Genomic DNA, 17,797 nt, shown 5'->3' on the forward strand with positions numbered 1-17,797 from the left:
CATGTTGAGCCTGTTGTTGGATGCAGCCTGGATGACCCTCTGGCTGGCCCTGGCATCCCTGGTCGGGGGCATGGTGCTGGCACTGGCGTTCAGTGCGGCTGAGCTGAGCAAGCAGCGCGCTCTGGTGTGGCCGGTGGCCACCCTCACCACCCTGATCCGCGGGTTGCCCGAGCTGCAGGTGGTGCTGTTCATCTACTTTGGCTCGACCCAGGTGCTGTTTCTCATCACCGGCGAGTATGTGGAGTTCAGCCCGTTCGCTTGCGGCGTGCTGGCGCTCTCTCTGCTGTTCGCCAGCTATGCGACCCAGACCCTGCGGGCAGCGCTCAATGCGGTGCCCGCAGGGCAGCGGCTGGCGGCGCTGGCGTTGGGGTTGAGCAAGAGCCATATCTTCTTTCGCATCGTGTTGCCGCAGGCGTGGCGGCACGCCCTGCCGGGCCTCGGCAACCAGTGGCTGGTGCTGCTGAAAGATACCGCGCTGGTGTCGCTTATCGGGGTGAACGAGATGATGCGTCAGGCGCAGATGGCCTCGGCCAGTACCTATCAGCCCTTCACCTGGTATGCCGCCGCAGCCCTCATCTATCTGGCCATCAGCCTGGTGAGCGAGTATGGCCTCGGCCTCGCGGCCCGCTACACCCGTCGCTACGGAGGCTAATCGATGCAAGAGTATCTTGTGACCCTGCTGGGGGGCTTGCTCACCACGCTGGAGCTGACCCTGTTCAGCCTGCTGCTCGGCTTCGTGCTGGCGGCCCTGATGACCTGGGTGCTGGAGTTGCGGCTGCCGGTGGCGACCCAGCTGGTGCAGCTGTGGGTCTTGCTCTTTACCGGCACGCCGCTGCTGATCCAGATCTTCCTCATCTACTACGGGCCGGGTCAGTTCGAGTGGCTGAAAGCCAGCCCGCTCTGGCCGCTGCTCAAGCAGCCCTGGTTCTGCGCCGTGCTGGCGCTGGGCCTCAACACCGCGGCTTACTCCACCCGGCTGTTCAAGGGGGCGCTCGACGCTATTCCTGCCGGTGAGGTGGAGGCGTGCCGTGCGCTCGGTTTTAACGGTCGTCAGACCCTCTGGATGAAGGTGCGCCACGCCGCCCGTCATCTGGTGCCAGCCTACTCCAACGAGGTGATCCTGGTGCTAAAGGGAAGCTCCCTCGCCAGTACCATCACCATCATGGACATCATGGGGCTTGCACAGGGACTCAATGCCCAGACCTATGACACCCTTGCCGTCTTCGGCGTTGCGGGGGCCCTTTACCTCACCATGAACGGATTGTTAACAATTGGTTTTCGTTGGTGTGAAAAGCGGGCGTTGGCATTCCAGGCTTGAGTCGGCATAACTACCTCTTTATGGGAGGGTGAAGTGCAGAAAAACTGTGCTTCCCCTCCAATTTTTTGGATTTTTCCCCATTTTTATTCGCTGCCTGTTTCTTGGCTCACAGAACCCGTGACTGCAACTGTTATCAGATTGTTTTTTATGGGGGGATCCATTAAGGTTGGGCGCACAAGAACAAATAACCTTAAACCTACGCTTAAACATGGAGTTGATCATGAAAGTTGCCGTTCTGGGTGCCGCTGGTGGCATCGGTCAAGCCCTTGCTCTGCTGTTGAAAAACCGTCTGCCGGCCGGCTCCGAGCTGAGCCTGTATGACATTGCCCCGGTCACTCCGGGCGTAGCCGTAGACCTCAGCCATATTCCTACCGATGTCGCCATCAAGGGTTTCTGCGGTGAAGATCCGACTCCTGCACTGGTTGGTGCCGACGTGGTGCTGATCTCCGCCGGTGTGGCGCGCAAACCGGGTATGGATCGCTCCGACCTGTTCAACATCAACGCCGGTATCGTCAAGAATCTGGTCGAGAAGTGCGCGGCAGCCTGCCCGAAAGCGCTGATCGGCATCATCACCAACCCGGTCAACACCACCGTCGCCATCGCCGCCGAAGTGCTGAAGAAAGCAGGTGTCTATGACAAGCGTCGCCTGTTCGGTGTCACCACTCTGGACGTGATCCGCGCCGAGACCTTCGTCGCCGCCGCCAAAGGGCTGAACGTGGACAAGGTTCGCGTCAACGTGATCGGTGGCCACAGTGGCGTGACTATTCTGCCGCTGCTCTCCCAGATTGAAGGTGCCTCCTTCAGTGCCGAAGAAGTGGCTGCCATGACCAAGCGTATCCAGAACGCCGGTACCGAAGTGGTAGAAGCCAAGGCCGGTGGCGGTTCCGCCACTCTCTCCATGGGTCAGGCTGCCTGCCGTTTCGGTCTGTCGCTCATCAAGGGCCTGCAGGGCGAAGCCAACGTCATCGAGTGTGCCTACGTTGAAGGCAACGGCGAACACGCTACCTTCTTTGCACAGCCGATCCTGCTGGGCAAGAACGGTGTCGAAACCGTGCTGGACTACGGCAAGCTGAGTGCCTTCGAGCTGGAAGCGATGGAAGGGATGCTGGCCACCCTGAAAGCCGATATCCAGCTGGGTGTCGACTTCGTCAAATAAGCGGCATGACCGCATGAAAAGGGAGCTTCGGCTCCCTTTTGCGTTGTTGGGCTCCCGCCAGCTTAAGAAGATGGGGGTTGTGGCCGATAACAGAGAGCAGCAGGAGATCCCTTATGATGAAACCCCTTACCCTTCTCTCCCTTATCTGTCTGGCTGGCGCGCCCCTTTATGCCGCCGAGCCGGTGCCAGCTGCCTCGGCTGCTTCCGCCACCGCTGGCGAAACGGCGCCCGCATCAGCGGCGATAGCTACTCCGGCTCCCGTGTTGTTGCCAGCTGAAGCTGCGGCACCTGCTCCCGCGGCTACCGGAGAGGCGGCTCCGTCGGCAGCGGTGACTGCGGCCCCTGCGCCTGTGCTGTTGCCGGCTGATCCGGTAGCGCCTGCTCCGGCCGCAGAGCCCGCTTCAGCCCCCGTGCCAGCCGCGCCACCTGCGGAACCAGCGCCTTCGGTGGCACCGCTGAATGCCGGCGATCTGCAGGCGGTGGCCATCTATCGTCAGGACGAGCTGCTCAACTGGATCGAGCAGGGACGCCACCTCACTCAGGTGAAACAGGATCGCTGCCAGTTGACTCAGGATATAGAGGCGCGAGCGTCGGTGATGAAGATCCCTGCCTACCAGTTCCTCTGGGGAGATATGCTGGCTTGGGGCGTCTGTACCAAGTCCAACGCCGAGCTGGGGGTACAGTATATGTGGGAGGCGGCCAATCAGGGGCTGGCTCCCGCGCTGGAGCAGCTGGGCCGCTACTACTGGAAAGGGACGCTGGTGCAGAAGGATCTGGTTCGTGCCGAGACGCTGATGCGTGAAGCGGCCAGCCTCGGTTTTCTGCGGGCTCGCATGGAGTGGGTCGAGATGTTACTGCAGGGGATGGGGAGCCCGCTCGATTACGAAGATGCCTACCGTTGGCTGCACGGCTCCGTTATCGGTGACAAAGCCCTGCACCAGAAGGCGGCCAGTCTGCTGAGTCGGCTTGGCAACCGGATGCCGGCCAACGTGGTGGCCCGCGCCAAGGCGATGCACTGATCCAAAAAAAATGACCCACAGGTCTGCACCTGTGGGTCCGGTTCCTGCCGCCGTGCCATGACAGGCAGGAACCTCCTTTCGTTATATGGCTACCCGGCGGTTATAGATCTTGGTGGGGGCCAAAAACTTCGTAATGGAGCTGGCTTGCGGGGATCCCGGCCTCAGTCAGCTGTCGCTTCACCTCTTGCATGAAACCGAGCGGGCCGCAGAAGTAGTAGTGGGCCTCTGGTGTGATACGCTCCTTCACCGCGTTCAGCTCCATGGTGCCGCTGAAGTCGTAATTCTCTCCCTGCTTGTCGTTCTCTGCGGGCTCCCGATACCAGACCCGACTGACCAGATTGGTGTGCTGGCTGATTTTGCTGCGGATATCTTCCCGGAAGGCGTGGACACGACCATGCTCGCAGGCGTGCAGCCAGGTGATGCTGGCCTGATGGTCGCTCGTCAGCAGCTGGTTGAGCATGCTCATCATGGGGGTGAGGCCGACCCCGGCCGAGAGCAGCACAACCGGCGTCTGGCTATCCGCTTTCAGGTAGAAATCGCCGGTGGGTGGCATCACTTCAATCTTGTCGCCCGCTTGCAGGCGGTCGTGCAGCAGGTTGGAGACCTGACCCTGCGGCTCGCGCTTGACGCTGATGCGATAGTCGCGGCCGTTCGGTGCATCCGAGAGCGAATACTGGCGGATTTCGTGATGCTCGAGCTCGGGGTGAACCAGCTTGATGCTGAGGTATTGGCCCGGCTGGAAGGTCAGCACCGGCTTGCCATCTTCCGGTGTCAGCTGGAAGGAGGTGATAAGCTCGCTCTCGGCTCGCTTCTCCTTGATGATGAAGGAGCGGGTCCCTTGCCAGCCGCCGCTCTGGCTCGCCTTCTCCTGATAGATCTCCCGCTCGCGGCCGATGAAGATGTCGGCCAGCACGCCATATGCCTTGCCCCATGCCTCCAGCACCTCGTCGGTGACCGCACTTCCGCCCAATTCTTTGAGCGTGGCCAAGAGATGACTACCTACAATGTGATATTGTTCTGGCTGGATCAGGAATCCGGTATGCTTGTGGGCAATCCGCTCGACCGCGCCAGCCAGCGCCCCCAGATTGTCGATATTTTTGGCATAGGCGGCGACGGCGTTGAACAGCGCCAGTGGCTGACCACCGCTGCGCTGATGGGCCAGATTGAAGATATCTTTCAGCTCCGGGTTATGGCTGAACATCCGCTGGTAGAAGTGCTGCGTCAGCGCCGGGCCGGCTGATTCGAGCAGAGGAATAGTGCTTTTGATGACGGCAATGGTGGTTTGGTCTAGCATAGGGAGCCTCGTCGTTAATTGAACATCTAAAATGCCATTTAATAAGTGGCATCCTAGATGTTTATTTGATTTGAATCAATACTCCACTTTTCGCATCGCGCTAATCAGGCTTTATGAGACTAACCAGTTATACAGATTTCGGATTGAGAGCCCTGCTCTACCTTGCCACCCTGCCGGAAGGGGAGCTCTCGAGCGTAGCCAAGGTCTCTGCCTTGTACGACGTTTCTCGCAACCACATGGTGAAGGTGGTCAATCAGCTGGTGAAGCTGGGCTATCTGCAATCCCAGCGTGGCAAGAATGGTGGGATCCGCATGGCATGCGATCCCGCCACCATCAACATCGGGCAGGTGATCCGGGCGCTGGAAGGAAATCTGGACGGGATTGATTGCGGCTCGCCCGCCTGTCACATCGTCTCTGTCTGTCTGCTCAAGAATGCGCTGAAAGAGGCGATGGATGCGTTTCTGGCGGTGATGGACAGCTACACCCTGCAGGACTTGCTGGCCAATCGCGACGAGCTGCAGAGGGTGTTTGGCGAGTTGATCCCGACGCTGGTGCTGGAGCCGGATGACGAAGATGAACAGTGAAGAGAGACAATGAAAAAGGGCTGCCAGTGGCAGCCCTTTTTCAATTCTGCGGTGCAGTTTCAGCTCGGTAGGAAGCCGGCATGATCCGCGCCATTTTGACCATGTTGTTCTCGACTTCGAGGATCTCGATGGGGTAGCCCGCCAGCCGGATCCCGATATTGGGCTGGGGGATCTCCTCCAGATATTCGAGGATCAGGCCGTTGAGGGTGCGCGGCCCGTCGATGGGCAGATGCCAGTTCATCTCCTTGTTCAGTTCGCGCACGCTGGCCGAGCCTTCCACCAGAAACGAACCGTCCGGCTGGGGATGGATCTCATCGCTCGGGGTCGGCGTCATGGAGGTGGTGAAGTCACCCACTATCTCTTCCAGAATGTCGTCCAGGGTGATCAGCCCCTGAATGTCGCCATATTCGTCGACGATCAGGCCAATTCGCTCCTTGTTGCGCTGGAATTTGGCCAGCTGCACGTTGAGCGGCGTACCTTCCGGAATGAAGTAGATCTCGTCCACTTCCCGCAGCAGGCTCGACTTGTTGAACTGATCCCGGGCCATCAACCGCAGAGCGTCGCGGGCGTGGAGAAAGCCCACCACGTCGTCGATGCTGTCGCGATAGAGCAGGATCTTGGTATGGGCGCAGTGGGCCAGCTGGCGCTGGATGCTCTTCCAGTCGTCATTGATATCGATGGCGTAGATGTCGCTGCGGGGCACCATGATGTCCTCGACCAGCATCTTGTCGAGATCCAGGATGCTCAGCAGCATCTCCTGATGGCGCTGGGGGATCAGGCTGCCCGCCTCGTTGACTATGGTACGCAGCTCCTCGGTGTTGAGGGAGTCATCCTTGTTTGGCGTGATCTTCAGCATCTTGAGCAGACCGCTGGTGATACCGTTGATCAGCCAGACCAGCGGGGAGAGCGGCACCATCAGCCCCTTGAGGATCCAGGAGGCGGGGTAGGCAATCTTCTCGGGGAACATGGCTGCCAGCGTCTTGGGAGTCACTTCACCAAATACCAGCACCACCAGGGTCAGGCCAAAAGTGGCCACCGCGACACCGAGATCGCCGAACAGCCTGATACAGACGATGGTGGCAATGGCGGAGGCGAGGATATTGACCAGGTTGTTGCCGATAAGGATCAGGCCGAGCAGCCGATCCGGGCGTGACAGCAGCTTCTCTACCCGACGGGCCGCCTTGTGTTTGGTCTGTGCCAGATGCCGCAGCTTGTAGCGGTTGATGGACATCAGACCGGTTTCGGAACTGGAGAAGAAGGCGGATAGAAGGATCAAGATAACGAGAACAATCAGTAGTGTGCTCGTTGAGATGCTGTCCAAAAAGGGCTCCTGTAGATGGTGTGACTAACGGTTATCAGCTCAGCAGCACTTCTTTGACGAAGCGGCTGCCGAAATAGGCCAGGGTCAGGATGACGCTGCCGATCAGGCTCAGGGTGACCACCTTGCGGCCACGCCAGCCATAGGTGTGATGGCCCCACAAGAGCAGTACGTAGATGCACCATGCGATGATGGAGAGCACGGCCTTGTGGGATTTGCCCTGGGCGAACATGTCTTCGAGGAAGAAGAGGCCCGAGGCGATGGAGAGGGTCAGCAGCAGCACGCCGGCGGAGATGAGCTGGAACAGCCGCTTCTCGACGGTCATCAAGGGGGGCATGGCTGGCAACTGGCTGATCTTTCTCGACTTGAGCTGCTTGTCCAGACAGGCGAGCTGAAGGGCAAAAAGGCAGGCGATCATCAATACCGAGTAGGCCATCAGTGCCAGACCGATATGCAGCAACAGCTGGGGATGGGCCTCAAGATGGGTGATATAGCGCCCGGGTATGAGGGCACTGGCCGCCAGCAGCAGCGCCGAGAAGCTGTAGACCACCGGCAGCAGGATCCAGCCGTTGAAGCGGCGGGTGATGCAGGTCATGAAGGTACTGATGATAAGGCTCACCAGCGAGGCCACGTTGAGCATGCTCAGGTTCTGGCCGGAGCCCTGCAACACCTCGGTTCCGAGGGCGGTAGCGTGGGCGATCAGGGCCAGTCCGATGCAGGCAAAGAGGGAGCGCTGTCCTACCGGCTTGGCGCTCAGTAACAGATGCAGGGAGGCGATGATGGCCAGCAGATAAAACGCCAGGGCCAGAACAGAGATTACGATCATAACCAGGTCGTTGATGCACAAGCTTTTGAGGGTAAGAGGGGCAGTATACCTTGCACGCGAAATGCTCGCCAGTTGTGCAATGGCCGATCCGCCCATATATAGGTATGAAGCATCGATGAGCGGCAGTGCGGCGAATAATCGTCCTCGCGGCTGCTCTGGGTTATAATGCCCCCCATTTACAACGCCAAGAACCGGAATGCGTCATGTTTGAGAATTTGACTGAACGACTCTCGCGCACCTTGCGCAATGTCAGTGGCCGTGGCCGCCTGACCGAAGAGAACATCAAGGAAACCCTGCGCGAAGTCCGCATGGCGCTGCTCGAGGCGGACGTCGCCCTGCCGGTCGTGCGTGATTTCGTGGCTCGCGTCAAAGAGCGTGCCGTCGGCCAGGAAGTGGCCAAATCCCTGAGCCCGGGTCAGGCGTTCATCAAGATTGTGCACGGCGAACTGGTCACCGTAATGGGTGAGGCCAACGAGCAGCTCAATCTTGCTGCCCAGCCGCCCGCCATCATCCTGATGGCCGGTCTGCAGGGTGCCGGTAAAACCACCACGGTCGGCAAACTGGCCAAGCTGCTCAAAGAGCGCAGCAAGAAGAAGGTGCTGGTCGTCAGTGCCGACGTTTACCGCCCTGCGGCGATCAAGCAGCTGGAGACCCTGGCGGGTGATATCGGCGTCGACTTCTTCCCGAGCGATGCCAGCCAGAAGCCGGTCGCCATCGCGACTGCCGCCATCGATCAGGCGCGCAAGAAATTCTATGACGTGGTGATCGTCGATACCGCCGGTCGTCTGCACGTCGATAGCGAGATGATGGCCGAGATCCAGGATCTGCACGCCACCATCAATCCGGTCGAGACCCTGTTCGTGGTCGATGCCATGACCGGTCAGGATGCCGCCAACACCGCCAAGGCGTTCAACGAGGCGCTGCCGCTCACCGGCGTGATCCTCACCAAGGCGGACGGCGACGCCCGCGGCGGTGCCGCCCTGTCGGTACGCCATATCACCGGCAAGCCGGTCAAGTTCATCGGTATGGGTGAAAAGACCGACGCGCTGGAGCCGTTCCATCCGGATCGTCTCGCCTCCCGTATCCTCGGCATGGGCGATGTGCTCTCTCTGATCGAAGAGGTGGAGCGCAACGTCGATAAAGAGAAGGCTGCCAAGCTGGCCAGCAAGGTCAAGAGCGGCAAGGGCTTTGACCTTGAGGATTTCCGCGAGCAGCTGGCCCAGATGCGCAACATGGGCGGCATGATGGGCATGCTCGACAAGTTGCCCGGCATGTCCGGTCTGCCGGACAACATCAAGGATCAGATGGATGACAAACTCACCGTGCGGATGGAGGCCATCATCAGCTCCATGACGCCGAAGGAACGTGCTCATCCCGACCTGATCAAAGGTTCTCGCAAGCGCCGTATCGCCGCAGGCTCCGGCATGCAGGTGCAGGACGTGAACAAGCTGCTCAAGCAGTTCACCGAGATGCAGCGCATGATGAAGAAGATGTCCGGCAAGGGTGGCATGCGCAAAATGATGAGCCAGATGAAGAACATGCTGCCACCGGGATTTGGTGGCGGTCGCGGCCCGTTCTGATTATCCGGGCTGACGTATTGCATGAGGGTCTGCCGGTGGCAGACCCTTTTCATTGCTGCTCTGCGCAAAAAATGGCTGGCTTGGTTGCATTTATTACGAATCCAAGTAGAATTATGCGGCTTATTTTAAGCTAGGGTCCGCGTGTTTGCGGGCCTTGTTCATTAGATGTTAATGAGGACGATATGGTAACCATTCGTTTACAACGTGGTGGCGCGAAAAAGCGTCCGTTCTACCAGGTAGTAGTTGCTGACAGCCGTAACGCCCGCGACGGTCGTTTCATCGAGCGCGTTGGTTTCTTCAACCCGGTTGCTGCTGGTCAAGCTGAAAAGCTGAACCTGGACCTGGCTCGTATCGAGCATTGGGTTGCTACTGGTGCCGCTGTTTCTGAGCGCGTTGCCAAGCTGATCAAAGACGCTGCCAAAGCTGCTTAATCAGTCAAACGGTAAGGAGTTAAGGTGGAAAAACCTGTAGTTCTGGGCACCCTGGGTACCGTATACGGCATCAAGGGGTGGCTTAAAGTGAACTCCTTCACCGATGTTGCCGAAGCGATTTTCGATTACAACCCCTGGCTGATTAATCAGAACGGGGCGTGGCGTGAAATTCGGGTTTCATCCTGGAAACGTCACAACAAGGGTCTGATCTGCAAACTCGATGGTATCGATGTGCGCGAGGATGCCCTGGCATTGACTAATGTCGAGATTGGCGTAGCCGCCGATCTGTTGCCTGCGTTGCCCGAGGGCGAGTTCTACTGGCGTGACCTGATTGGTTGCTCGGTAGTGACCACCAAGGGATACGACCTGGGCAAGGTGACCGAATTGATGGAAACCGGCTCCAACGATGTGTTGGTGGTTGAGGCCAATGTAAAAGATGCCTTTGGTGCAAAGGAGCGGTTGATTCCGTTCCTGGAAGAGCAGGTGATCAAGAATATTGATCTGACTGCTCGAACAATCGAAGTTGATTGGGATCCTGGTTTCTAGTTTCCCGCGGTAACACGAGTGCCGGAGGTTTCTTATGTGGATTGGGGTGATTAGCCTCTTCCCTGAAATGTTCCGAGCCATTACCGAGCACGGGGTAACGGGTCGGGCCGTCAAGAGTGGCCTGCTGCAGATTGAGTGCTGGAACCCCCGGGACTTTACCCACGACAAACACCGTACGGTCGATGATCGTCCTTATGGTGGTGGGCCCGGCATGTTAATGATGGTTCAGCCGCTGCGTGACGCGATTCATGCAGCCAAGCAAGCGGCGGGAGACGGGGCGAAAGTCATCTATCTCTCCCCTCAGGGACGCAAGCTGACTCAAGCGGGCGTAACCGAGTTGGCGACGAATCAGAAACTGATTCTGGTAGCCGGTCGATACGAAGGTATCGATGAACGCGTGATACAAACCGAAGTCGACGAAGAGTGGTCTATCGGGGATTACGTGTTAAGTGGTGGCGAGTTGCCTGCCATGACCCTGATCGATGCGGTTTCGCGTCTGGTTCCGGGAGTCTTGGGTGATCAGGCCAGTGCTGAGCAGGACTCCTTTACGGATGGCTTGCTGGATCATCCCCACTATACTCGGCCGGAGGTGTTGGATGGGCTGGCAGTGCCCGAGGCGCTGACAAGCGGCAATCACGAAGTGATTAGACGCTGGCGTCTCAAGCAATCGCTCGGACGAACCTGGCAAAGAAGGCCGGAACTTATTAACAACCTAGCTCTGACTGACGAGCAAGAATCACTTCTTGCCGAGTATGTCCGCGAAGTGCGTGACAGCGTTAAGTAGAGTTTTCAGTTTATCCTAGGTAAGGAAAGACAATGAGCAAGATTATTCAGCAGCTTGAACAAGAGCAAATGCGTACCGACATCCCGGCTTTTGCCCAGGGCGACACCGTACGTGTTCAAGTTCGTGTTAAAGAAGGTGGTAAAGAGCGTCTGCAGGCTTTCGAAGGCATCGTAATTGCCAAGCGTAACCGCGGTCTGCACTCTGCTTTCACCGTTCGCAAGATCTCCAACGGCGAAGGTGTTGAGCGTGTATTCCAGACTCACTCTCCGCTGATCCACAGTGTAGAACTGAAGCGTCGTGGTGATGTTCGCCGCGCCAAACTGTACTACCTGCGCAACCTGTCCGGTAAAGCTGCTCGTATCAAAGAGAAGCTCAACTAATTCGATTCGAATTGGTGTCGATATGTCGGCGAAAAGCTCGATAGGTAGTGAAAAGGCTCGCCAATGGCGAGCCTTTTTTGTATCCGTCTATTGGCTATCTGGTTGTTGTTACTGGATCACTCGCACCACCGAGTTATCGCGGCCGTAGGGGCTGGGTACGTAGGCATCGGCTTGCCAGTCATTCTCGTATAGGGTCTCTCCCTCCGAAGTGATGAACTGGTAGCAATACTCGAAACTTTCCGGCCCGTCGGTCGGCAGGTTGAGGGTGGCCTTGAACTCACCGCTCTTCATGCGCTTCAATTCGACCGGTTGCCACTGGGTGAACTCGCCGATCAGCATCACCTGCTGTGCGCCTGCTGCGGCCTCTTTCTCGACGGCGAAGGTCACCTTCACCTCTGGTTTGGACTTGAGAAACTGCTTGGTAAGTGGCATGACGCCTCCTTGTCTGTGAGTTAAAAATGGCTCCTGCCTATTTTTATACCACCTTATGACAAAGATGTTGATAAAGCAGATCAAACTGGCAGGGCAAAATAGCGTTGCAGCAGGCTGTGGGTGAAATCGATTTTGAGATAAAAGCCGCGGGGCAGGGTCATAATCGGTTGACCATCGCGACCGATGGCGCGAGTCAGCGCCTTGTTGTTGGCAGCCTTGGGACGCAGCTGCATCACCTGGCCGTGGCGTGCGCTGATCTGCTCCACCTCACCCAGCACTATCATGTCCATCAGCTCTTCCCAGTCCTGGCGCAGCAGCTGATCTTCCTCCTCGCTGGGGCTCCACATCAGCGGCATCCCCACCCGCCGCTCGCCAACCGGGATCTCGCGGCTGCCTTCCACCGGGATCCAGAGCACTCGTGACAGCTTGTTGCGCACGTTGGACTCCTCCCAGCGCTGACCGCTGACACCGATCAGCGGCGCGACGCAGACAAAGGTGGTTTCCAGCGGTCGGCCCTGAGGATCGACCGGGATCGTCTTGAGCTCGATCCCGAGATCCGGAAAGTCCTGCTCCGGCTTGCTGCCGGCACTGGCCCCCAGCTGCAGCTCGATCAACTGGCCCACCCACCCCTTGTCCCGGCGCAGATCTCTGGGTACCGCCACACCAGCTTCGGCGGCCAGCTGCGCCAGCGTGAAGCCTGCCATGGCGTAGGCACGGCTCAGCAACTCCTGTTCGGATTGGGGATTGTTTGGCATGTTTGGCTCCATATTGCTCGACCTATTCTAACAGGGCAGGATCCCGGGAGGATCGCTGTTTTTATAACCGATCCTGAGTGGATAAGGGTAAATGGGGATAATTCGGCTATGTAGGTCTTATGATTATGATTTTAAAGAAATTTGTCTTTTTTATCGAGCAAGGATATTCACCCGATCCGGGTCCGAAATAGTTGTCCAAGGGTTTGAGGATGATGTTACACACAGTTATCCACAGAAATCTTGGATAAGTGGCATAAAGTGGGAGGAGTATCTGATATGTTACAAAAAATTGTGAATCTGACCCCATTTTCATCGAGGAAACAGGGTAGATATTGTGCCACTCCTGTGGATAATTTGGCCTTGGTGGATCTTTGAGCAGTAGAACTTGTTCACAATCGTCGTCGCGGATCCTGCGTGAGCAAAACCATGGATCCAGATCCAGTTGTTTGTGTTTAACTATATGTATAATAAATAAAAATTAGTTTTAACTCTGATCTGCGAGGTGATAGTCTGTTTTTCACTTACAGTTAAAAAGTACTGTATATACCAGCTTGCTCACAGGCTTATGCACAGTCTGGGTGGGCAACTTGGTAGAGCAGATCTTCCCGTTTGTTTATAAGTATGTGTGAAATTGAAAGTTATTCATGAACGCCGGGAGTCACTCCTTGTTTGCTGCCACGAAGTGAATGTGGAACAATCTCTTTATAGATTCAGCCTTTATAAGGTGATCACGTGATTGATGGCGACGGATTTCGTCCCAATGTCGGTATCGTGATCTGTAACCGTGAAGGACAGGTGTTGTGGGCTAAACGCTATGGGCAGCACTCCTGGCAGTTTCCGCAGGGGGGAGTTGATGATGGTGAAACGCCGGAACAGGCCATGTATCGCGAGCTGTATGAGGAGATAGGCCTCAAGCCCGAAGATGTGACCATCATGGCCACCAGTCGTAACTGGCTTAAATACCGTTTACCCAAACGTCTTGTCCGCTGGGACAGTTCACCGGTCTGTATTGGCCAAAAACAAAAATGGTTCCTGTTGCAGCTCAATTCGGGCCGAGAGTCGCGGATCCAGTTCGGTTGTCATGGTCATCCCGAATTTGACGACTGGCGCTGGGTCAGCTTCTGGTACCCGGTACGCCAGGTCGTCTCGTTCAAGCGGGAGGTTTACCGCCGGGTCATGAAGGAGTTTGCTCCGCTGGCGATGCCGGCGCCGGCAGTGCAGCAGGTCAACAAGAAGGATGGGCGGCGCAACCGCGCTCGCTAAGGAGCACAGATTAGTTGTTAACGGAACTGAGACGTATCGTCGAGAGCATGGCCGGGGCCAACACCCTGGAACAGGCCTTGCAGGCACTGGTGAGCCAGACCCGGCACGCCATGGTGGTGGACTGCTGCTCTGTCTACGTTTCGGAACCCGAGATGCGCCGCTACCGGCTGGCGGCGACCGATGGTCTTGCCCCTTCGGCGGTCGGCAAGGTCACTCTGCCCTTCGAGCAGGGTATCGTCGGTCTGGTCGGTCAGCGGGAAGAGCTGATCAACCTGGCCGATGCCCCTGCACACCCCAGCTTTAAATTCCTGCCAGATGTCGCCGAAGAGGCGTTTCGCTCATTTCTGGGCGCCCCCATCATGCACCAGCGTCAGGTGGTCGGCATTCTGGTGGTGCAGCAAAAAGAGAGCCGCCGTTTCGATGAGGGGGAAGAGTCCTTCATGGTCACGCTGGCGGCCCAGCTGGCAGCGCATATCGCTCAGGCGCAAGCCAAGGGGTGGCTGCAGAAGACTGACTGGAGCAAGCCGCTGCGCGGTATTGCCGGTGCCAGCGGCATCGCTATGGCCAAGGCTTGGGTGTGGCGGCCGCGCAAGGCGCTCTCTTCCATCACTCCGCGCAAGGATGAGGATCATGCCGGCCAGCTGGAACGGCTGGAGTTGGCGGTAGAAGAGGTCCGTCACGATCTGGAGAGCCTGGCGCTGCGCTTTCGCGAGAGTTACAGCGAGGATTCTGTCGCCATCTTCGACATCTATCTCCATTTGCTAGCCGATCCCGGCTATATCAAGCCGATCCGCAACAAGGTGAGCAAGGAGCACTGGACCGCGGTCTCCGCCGTCAAGCTGGTCAGCGATCGCCTCATCGAGCAGTTCAAGGGGATGAAGGATCCCTACCTGCAGGAGCGTTCCACCGATGTGAAGGATATCGCCCAACGCCTCATCAGTCGGTTGGTGCAGAACGAGCCGGAGCATATTTCCATCGGTGAGCCCGTGGTGCTGGTCGCCGACGAGGTGACTGCCACCATTCTGGCGGAAGTCCCCCGCGAATACCTGACCGGGGTTGTCTCGCTCAAGGGGGGGACCAACTCCCACGCCGCCATTCTGGCCCGCGCCATGGGGGTGGCCGCCATCATGGGGGTGGATCTGCCGCTCGGTGATATCGGTGGCCGCATGCTGGTTGTCGATGGCTATAGCGGCGATCTCTTCATCGAACCCAATCAGGTGATCCTGACCGAGTATCGCCAGCTGCTGAGTGAAGAGCGGGCACTCGACAGTCTGGTGCGCAGTGTCGACAACCAGCCTTCGGAGACGGCGGACGGTACCAAGGTCTCCCTGCTGCTCAACGCCGGGCTCAGCGCCGATACCGAGATCTCTCTCAATCATCTGGCGGACGGGGTCGGTCTCTATCGCACCGAAATTCCCTTCATGCTGCAAGACAGCTTCCCCTCCGAGTGGGAGCAGACTGCCCGCTATCGCGGCATTCTCGAGACCTATCGCAACCGGCCGGTCTGCATGCGGACGCTGGATGTAGGCGGTGACAAGCAGTTGCCCTATTTCCCCATCGTCGAGGAAAATCCCTTCCTTGGCTGGCGGGGGATCCGGCTCACCCTGGATCACCCCGAACTGTTTCTGGTGCAGCTCAAGGCGATGTTGCGGGCCAGCGAAGGGCTCGACAATCTGGCCATCATGCTGCCGATGATCAGCAGTGTCAGTGAAATCAAGGCGTCCCGCCGTCTGCTGGATCAGGCGTGGCGCGAAGTATCGGAAGAGGCTGCCAGCCGCAATGCCGAGATCCGTTACCCCAGCCTCGGGGTGATGATCGAGGTGCCTTCCGCCCTCTACATCCTGCCGGAGATGGCGCCGCTCATCGACTTCTGGTCGGTGGGCAGCAACGACCTGACCCAGTACCTGCTGGCTGTGGATCGCAACAATTCCCGCGTCGCCAACATCTACGATGCGTTCCATCCGGCGGTGATCCGCGCGTTGCAACTGCTGGTCGATGCCTCCAACCGCTATCAGAAGCCGGTCTCGGTCTGCGGCGAGCTGGCTGGTGATCCGGTCGGTGTGCTGTTGCTGCTGGCCATGGGCTATCGCCGCTTCAGTATGAATACCCACAACATCGCCCGGATCAAGTACGTGCTGCGCCAATCGACCCTGAGTGAGCTGACCGAGCTGCTGGCCGATGGTCTCAAGCACGACAATCCGCACGTGCTGCGCGGCTTGTTTGCCCGCTATCTGGAAGAGCACGGTTTGGGGGGCTTGCTGCGCGCGGGTCACAAACCGAAAATCGGTTGATTGATAAACATGCCTTGTCCCTGCTGGCGAATGATCGGAAAATGCGGCTTTTCTTATGACTGGGGCCGCTTATGCAGCACGATGGATATTGGGTTTTCTCGCAGATTGATCCCGTAGCATTCAGTTTGGGACCACTATCGGTACGCTGGTATGGTCTCATGTACCTGTTCGGTTTTGCATTTGCCATGTGGCTGGCTGGCCGTCGCGCCGATGCGCCGAACAGCGGCTGGACACGCAACGAGGTCTCTGACCTGCTCTTCTACGGCTTCCTCGGGGTGATCCTCGGTGGCCGTGTCGGTTACGTACTTTTCTACAACTTCGATCTCTTCCTAGCGGATCCGACCTACCTGTTCAAGATCTGGACCGGCGGCATGTCGTTCCACGGCGGTCTGATCGGGGTGATCACTGCCATGATCTGGTTTGCCCACAAGACCAAGCGCCACTTCTTCACCGTGGCCGACTTTGTGGCACCGCTTATTCCGTTTGGCCTCGGCGTCGGCCGTATCGGCAACTTCCTCAACGGTGAGTTGTGGGGCCGGATCACCGATGTGCCCTGGGCCATCATCTTCCCGGAGGCCGGCCCCGAGCCGCGTCATCCCTCCCAGCTCTACCAGTTCGCGCTGGAAGGGGTGGTGCTGTTCATCATCCTCAACCTGTTCTGGCGCAAGAACCCGCCGCGCGGTGCCATCTCCGGTATGTTCCTGCTGTTCTACGGCCTGTTCCGCTTCCTGGTGGAGTTTGTCCGCCAGCCAGACAGCCAGCTGGGCCTCTATTTCAACGAGATCAGCATGGGTCAGATCCTCTCCACCCCGATGATCTTCATCGGTGCCCTGATGATTTGGGTTGCCTACAAGCGCCCGCAGCTGTTCGGTAACGCCGTGAAGGAGGCAAAGCAATGAGAGCCTATCTCGACTTGATGCAGAAGATCCTGGACGAGGGGACCGTCAAGTCCGATCGCACCGGTACCGGCACCGTCTCTCTGTTTGGTCATCAGATGCGCTTCAATCTGGCGGAAGGTTTTCCGCTGGTGACCACCAAGAAGTGCCACCTGCGCTCCATCATTCATGAGCTGCTCTGGTTCCTCAATGGCGACACCAACACCGCCTATCTGAAAGAGAACGGCGTCAGCATCTGGGATGAGTGGGCCGACGAGAACGGCGATCTGGGACCGGTTTATGGCGCCCAGTGGCGCTCTTGGCCGACCGCCGACGGTGGCGTGGTGGATCAGATCCAGAAAGCGGTGGACGACATCAAGCACAACCCGGATTCGCGCCGCATCATCGTCTCCGCCTGGAACGTGGGCGAGTTGGACAAGATGGCGCTGGCGCCCTGCCATGCCTTCTTCCAGTTCTATGTGGCGGACGGCAAGCTCTCCTGCCAGCTCTACCAGCGCAGCTGTGACGTGTTCCTCGGCCTGCCGTTCAACATTGCCAGCTATGCTTTGCTGACCCATATGATGGCCCAGCAGTGTGGTCTGGAAGTGGGCGACTTTGTCTGGACCGGCGGTGATGTGCACCTCTACTCCAATCACATGGAGCAGACTGCACTGCAGCTCACCCGTGAGCCGCGTCCGCTGCCAACTCTGGTGATCAAGCGCAAGCCGGACTCCATCTTCGATTACAAGTTCGAGGATTTCGAGATAGAGGGTTACGACCCCCATCCCGGCATCAAGGCGCCCGTCGCCATCTGATTGCAAGGCGCCCCAGGGCGCCTTTTTTATGCTTAAAAACAGTTAGATATTCATTTTTGTGATTGAAAATCGAGAACTGGCCACACCGCTATGAAAGATGCCTTTGGCGGAGCTGTTTTGGTTTTACTTC

Annotated in this window: 19 protein-coding genes; 14 read left to right on the forward strand and 5 right to left on the reverse strand. The window is 58.0% G+C overall.

From position 1 onward, the window contains the following. Position 1 precedes the first annotated feature (1 nt). The 4 genes from artQ (at position 2) to I6L40_RS05465 (ending at position 3,493) form a co-directional block, all read left to right on the forward strand. Positions 2 to 652, forward strand: a complete 651-nt coding sequence (gene artQ / locus I6L40_RS05450; RefSeq protein ID WP_216995099.1) for an arginine ABC transporter permease ArtQ — start codon at positions 2 to 4, stop codon at positions 650 to 652. A 3-nt stretch (positions 653 to 655) separates the two neighbouring features. Further along, complete coding sequence (gene artM / locus I6L40_RS05455; RefSeq protein ID WP_042030756.1) at positions 656 to 1,318, forward strand: arginine ABC transporter permease ArtM; 663 nt, start codon at positions 656 to 658, stop codon at positions 1,316 to 1,318. 220 nt (positions 1,319 to 1,538) lie between these two features. Next, on the forward strand, positions 1,539 to 2,474 hold the full coding sequence (mdh, locus tag I6L40_RS05460; RefSeq protein WP_071913560.1) for a malate dehydrogenase: 936 nt from the start codon (positions 1,539 to 1,541) through the stop codon (positions 2,472 to 2,474). Between the two features lie 410 nt (positions 2,475 to 2,884). Continuing rightward, on the forward strand, positions 2,885 to 3,493 hold the full coding sequence (locus I6L40_RS05465) for a tetratricopeptide repeat protein (protein ID WP_043851198.1): 609 nt from the start codon (positions 2,885 to 2,887) through the stop codon (positions 3,491 to 3,493). A 100-nt stretch (positions 3,494 to 3,593) separates the two neighbouring features. Here I6L40_RS05465 and hmpA read toward each other — a convergent pair whose 3' ends face one another. Further along, positions 3,594 to 4,787, reverse strand: coding sequence for an NO-inducible flavohemoprotein (gene hmpA / locus I6L40_RS05470; RefSeq protein WP_071913562.1), 1,194 nt, complete (start codon positions 4,785 to 4,787; stop codon positions 3,594 to 3,596). Positions 4,788 to 4,900: 113 nt separating this feature from the next. Here hmpA and I6L40_RS05475 point away from each other — a divergent pair, with 113 nt between their 5' ends. Beyond that, positions 4,901 to 5,371 carry an Rrf2 family transcriptional regulator gene (locus tag I6L40_RS05475; RefSeq protein WP_033114060.1) on the forward strand — a complete coding sequence of 157 codons (471 nt, stop codon included), beginning with the start codon at positions 4,901 to 4,903 and terminating at the stop codon, positions 5,369 to 5,371. 40 nt (positions 5,372 to 5,411) lie between these two features. Here I6L40_RS05475 and I6L40_RS05480 read toward each other — a convergent pair whose 3' ends face one another. Then, positions 5,412 to 6,692 carry an HlyC/CorC family transporter gene (locus I6L40_RS05480; RefSeq protein WP_041209085.1) on the reverse strand — a complete coding sequence of 427 codons (1,281 nt, stop codon included), beginning with the start codon at positions 6,690 to 6,692 and terminating at the stop codon, positions 5,412 to 5,414. A 34-nt stretch (positions 6,693 to 6,726) separates the two neighbouring features. Next, positions 6,727 to 7,515 (reverse strand): inner membrane protein YpjD, encoded by a 789-nt coding sequence (ccsA, locus tag I6L40_RS05485; RefSeq protein WP_033114091.1) that lies wholly within the window; start codon positions 7,513 to 7,515, stop codon positions 6,727 to 6,729. A 203-nt stretch (positions 7,516 to 7,718) separates the two neighbouring features. Here ccsA and ffh point away from each other — a divergent pair, with 203 nt between their 5' ends. The 5 genes from ffh to rplS all read left to right on the forward strand — a co-directional run bounded on the left by ffh (position 7,719) and on the right by rplS (position 11,236). Further along, a complete protein-coding gene (ffh, locus tag I6L40_RS05490; RefSeq protein WP_216995100.1) occupies positions 7,719 to 9,095 on the forward strand; it encodes a signal recognition particle protein in 1,377 nt (458 codons plus the stop codon). A 182-nt stretch (positions 9,096 to 9,277) separates the two neighbouring features. Next, positions 9,278 to 9,526, forward strand: coding sequence for a 30S ribosomal protein S16 (gene rpsP / locus I6L40_RS05495; protein ID WP_033114062.1), 249 nt, complete (start codon positions 9,278 to 9,280; stop codon positions 9,524 to 9,526). 24 nt (positions 9,527 to 9,550) lie between these two features. Next, the gene (gene rimM, locus I6L40_RS05500; protein ID WP_033114063.1) at positions 9,551 to 10,072 is read left to right on the forward strand and encodes a ribosome maturation factor RimM; all 522 of its coding nucleotides are present in this window, start codon (positions 9,551 to 9,553) and stop codon (positions 10,070 to 10,072) included. Between the two features lie 34 nt (positions 10,073 to 10,106). Next, on the forward strand, positions 10,107 to 10,856 hold the full coding sequence (trmD, locus tag I6L40_RS05505) for a tRNA (guanosine(37)-N1)-methyltransferase TrmD (RefSeq protein WP_005308699.1): 750 nt from the start codon (positions 10,107 to 10,109) through the stop codon (positions 10,854 to 10,856). Between the two features lie 32 nt (positions 10,857 to 10,888). After that, positions 10,889 to 11,236 (forward strand): 50S ribosomal protein L19, encoded by a 348-nt coding sequence (gene rplS / locus I6L40_RS05510; RefSeq protein ID WP_005308701.1) that lies wholly within the window; start codon positions 10,889 to 10,891, stop codon positions 11,234 to 11,236. Positions 11,237 to 11,344: 108 nt separating this feature from the next. Here the strand turns inward: rplS and I6L40_RS05515 are convergent, their stop codons facing one another. Both I6L40_RS05515 and mutH read right to left on the reverse strand, forming a co-directional pair. Further along, on the reverse strand, positions 11,345 to 11,668 hold the full coding sequence (locus I6L40_RS05515) for an isoamylase early set domain-containing protein (RefSeq protein WP_042030746.1): 324 nt from the start codon (positions 11,666 to 11,668) through the stop codon (positions 11,345 to 11,347). 80 nt (positions 11,669 to 11,748) lie between these two features. Beyond that, positions 11,749 to 12,423, reverse strand: a complete 675-nt coding sequence (gene mutH, locus I6L40_RS05520) for a DNA mismatch repair endonuclease MutH (RefSeq protein ID WP_071913566.1) — start codon at positions 12,421 to 12,423, stop codon at positions 11,749 to 11,751. A 732-nt stretch (positions 12,424 to 13,155) separates the two neighbouring features. Here mutH and rppH point away from each other — a divergent pair. The 4 genes from rppH (at position 13,156) to thyA (ending at position 17,667) form a co-directional block, all read left to right on the forward strand. Further along, positions 13,156 to 13,686 (forward strand): RNA pyrophosphohydrolase, encoded by a 531-nt coding sequence (gene rppH, locus I6L40_RS05525; protein WP_033114066.1) that lies wholly within the window; start codon positions 13,156 to 13,158, stop codon positions 13,684 to 13,686. A gap of 14 nt (positions 13,687 to 13,700) precedes the next feature. Then, positions 13,701 to 15,977 carry a phosphoenolpyruvate--protein phosphotransferase gene (ptsP, locus tag I6L40_RS05530; protein ID WP_071913567.1) on the forward strand — a complete coding sequence of 759 codons (2,277 nt, stop codon included), beginning with the start codon at positions 13,701 to 13,703 and terminating at the stop codon, positions 15,975 to 15,977. Positions 15,978 to 16,048: 71 nt separating this feature from the next. Beyond that, positions 16,049 to 16,876, forward strand: a complete 828-nt coding sequence (lgt, locus tag I6L40_RS05535) for a prolipoprotein diacylglyceryl transferase (protein ID WP_033114068.1) — start codon at positions 16,049 to 16,051, stop codon at positions 16,874 to 16,876. After that, positions 16,873 to 17,667 (forward strand): thymidylate synthase, encoded by a 795-nt coding sequence (thyA, locus tag I6L40_RS05540; protein WP_033114069.1) that lies wholly within the window; start codon positions 16,873 to 16,875, stop codon positions 17,665 to 17,667. Before lgt ends, thyA begins: the two co-directional genes overlap by 4 nt. Positions 17,668 to 17,797: the final 130 nt, after the last annotated feature.

This window comes from Aeromonas sp. FDAARGOS 1410, from assembly GCF_019048745.1.
Taxonomy (GTDB): domain Bacteria; phylum Pseudomonadota; class Gammaproteobacteria; order Enterobacterales; family Aeromonadaceae; genus Aeromonas; species Aeromonas jandaei.

Excerpts from the sequence above, each read along its gene's own strand:
- artQ (WP_216995099.1), top strand. The coding sequence starts at position 2 with ATGTTGAGCCTGTTGTTGGATGCAGCCTGGATGACCCTCTGGCTGGCC.
- artM (WP_042030756.1), top strand. The coding sequence starts at position 656 with ATGCAAGAGTATCTTGTGACCCTGCTGGGGGGCTTGCTCACCACGCTG.
- mdh (WP_071913560.1), top strand. The coding sequence starts at position 1,539 with ATGAAAGTTGCCGTTCTGGGTGCCGCTGGTGGCATCGGTCAAGCCCTT.
- hmpA (WP_071913562.1), bottom strand. The coding sequence starts at position 4,787 with ATGCTAGACCAAACCACCATTGCCGTCATCAAAAGCACTATTCCTCTG.
- I6L40_RS05475 (WP_033114060.1), top strand. The coding sequence starts at position 4,901 with ATGAGACTAACCAGTTATACAGATTTCGGATTGAGAGCCCTGCTCTAC.
- ccsA (WP_033114091.1), bottom strand. The coding sequence starts at position 7,515 with ATGATCGTAATCTCTGTTCTGGCCCTGGCGTTTTATCTGCTGGCCATC.
- ffh (WP_216995100.1), top strand. The coding sequence starts at position 7,719 with ATGTTTGAGAATTTGACTGAACGACTCTCGCGCACCTTGCGCAATGTC.
- rpsP (WP_033114062.1), top strand. The coding sequence starts at position 9,278 with ATGGTAACCATTCGTTTACAACGTGGTGGCGCGAAAAAGCGTCCGTTC.
- trmD (WP_005308699.1), top strand. The coding sequence starts at position 10,107 with ATGTGGATTGGGGTGATTAGCCTCTTCCCTGAAATGTTCCGAGCCATT.
- rplS (WP_005308701.1), top strand. The coding sequence starts at position 10,889 with ATGAGCAAGATTATTCAGCAGCTTGAACAAGAGCAAATGCGTACCGAC.
- I6L40_RS05515 (WP_042030746.1), bottom strand. The coding sequence starts at position 11,668 with ATGCCACTTACCAAGCAGTTTCTCAAGTCCAAACCAGAGGTGAAGGTG.
- mutH (WP_071913566.1), bottom strand. The coding sequence starts at position 12,423 with ATGCCAAACAATCCCCAATCCGAACAGGAGTTGCTGAGCCGTGCCTAC.
- lgt (WP_033114068.1), top strand. The coding sequence starts at position 16,049 with ATGCAGCACGATGGATATTGGGTTTTCTCGCAGATTGATCCCGTAGCA.
- thyA (WP_033114069.1), top strand. The coding sequence starts at position 16,873 with ATGAGAGCCTATCTCGACTTGATGCAGAAGATCCTGGACGAGGGGACC.